The following is a 1457-nucleotide window of genomic DNA, read 5'->3' as shown; positions in this document are numbered from 1 at the left end:
CGAGCCTGTCAAATGGTCTGTGTAAGGGGTGAGGCTTCACCCTGAAGGAGACACTGATGACTATGAATGCTGTTAGCCCGGAGCGCGAGGAACGTCGCCGCCGGCAGAAGGAGCTCGCCGACCAGTTGAAGGCGTCGGGCGCGATGGATGACATCTTCGCGAAGATCGACGCCGGCGAGCCGCTCACGGGCGAGCAGGGTCTGCTGGGCGGGATGCTGAAGGCCGCGTTGGAGCGGGGCCTTGACGCCGAGCTGACGGAGCACGTCGGCTACGAGTGTGGCGACAGCGAAGCGGCGCTGTATCCGAACTCCCGCAACGGCACGACCTCGAAGACGGTGGCGACTGAGATCGGCGACATCGAACTCGCGACCCCGCGGGACCGCAACGGCACGTTCACGCCGATGCTGGTCCCGAAAGGCTCACGCCGGCTGGACGGCCTGGATGGGATGATCATTTCGCTCTACGCCGGCGGGATGACGATCCGCGACATCCAGCATCATCTGGTCTCCACGATCGGCACGGACCTCTCGCACGAGACGATCTCGAAGATCACCGATCAGGTCGCCGACGAGGTCCTGGCCTGGCAGACCCGCCCGCTCGAGTCGCTGTATCCGGTGATCTATCTGGATGCGATCATCGTGAAGATCCGTGACGGCGGTCACGTCCGCAACAAGGCCGCGCATATCGCTGTCGGGGTCGACATGGACGGCATCAAGCACGTCCTGGGGATCTGGGTGCAGGCCACGGAAGGCGCGAAGTTCTGGGCGTCGGTCTGCGCCGAGCTCGCCAACCGCGGCGTCCGCGACGTGCTCATCGTCTGCTGCGACGGGCTCACCGGGTTCGGTGACGCGGTCGCCGCCACGTGGCCGGAAGCGACCGTGCAGACGTGTGTCGTTCACCTCATCAGAGCAGCGATGCGGTTCGTGAACTACAAAGACCGCAAAGCCGTCGCCGCCGCGCTCAGGCCGATCTACCAGGCCGCGAACGAGGACGCCGCGCTCGAGGCGCTGGAGACGTTCACGGCCTCCGAGTTCGGCAAACGATACCCGTCCGCGGTGAAGTCGTTCCAGGACGCGTGGGACCGGTTCACCCCGTTCCTCGCGTTCCCGCCCGAGCTGCGCCGGGTGATCTATACGACGAACGCGATCGAGTCGCTGAACTACCAGCTGCGGAAGGTCACCAAGAACCGGGGCCACTTCCCCAACGACACCGCCGCGGTCAAGCTGCTCTGGCTCGCGATCTGCGACATCGAAGACAAGCGCGCGAGAGAACGAGAGAAGGAACGCGGGCTACCCGCGGGCCAACGCAAGGCCTCCGGCAGGCTCGTCGAAGGCAACGTCACCACGAACTGGAAGCAAGCCCTCGAGCAGCTCGCCCTCGCATACCCCGAACGCATCAACCCCCACCTCTAACTACCCCCGCTGATGCCCACTTACACAGAAATCTTGACAAGCCCA

At 64.9% G+C, this 1457-nt stretch carries 1 protein-coding gene; it reads left to right on the top strand.

Features of this window, described 5'->3' with window-relative positions; translation table 11 throughout:
• Positions 1–62 precede the first annotated feature (62 nt).
• A complete protein-coding gene (locus ACFC3F_RS15025; protein WP_376131521.1) occupies positions 63–1412 on the top strand; it encodes an IS256 family transposase in 1350 nt (449 codons plus the stop codon).
• The last annotated feature ends 45 nt before the right edge of the window (positions 1413–1457 follow it).

Origin of the sequence: Microbacterium sp. NPDC055910, from assembly GCF_042271185.1 — a bacterium.
Classification (GTDB): domain Bacteria; phylum Actinomycetota; class Actinomycetes; order Actinomycetales; family Microbacteriaceae; genus Microbacterium.
Note: the sequence above shows the minus strand (reverse complement) of the source record. Positions and strands in the feature narration are given on the sequence as shown.

What these genes read in the sequence shown, in the direction of transcription:
- ACFC3F_RS15025 (WP_376131521.1), top strand. Translation starts at nt 63, where the DNA reads ATGAATGCTGTTAGCCCGGAGCGCGAGGAACGTCGCCGCCGGCAGAAG.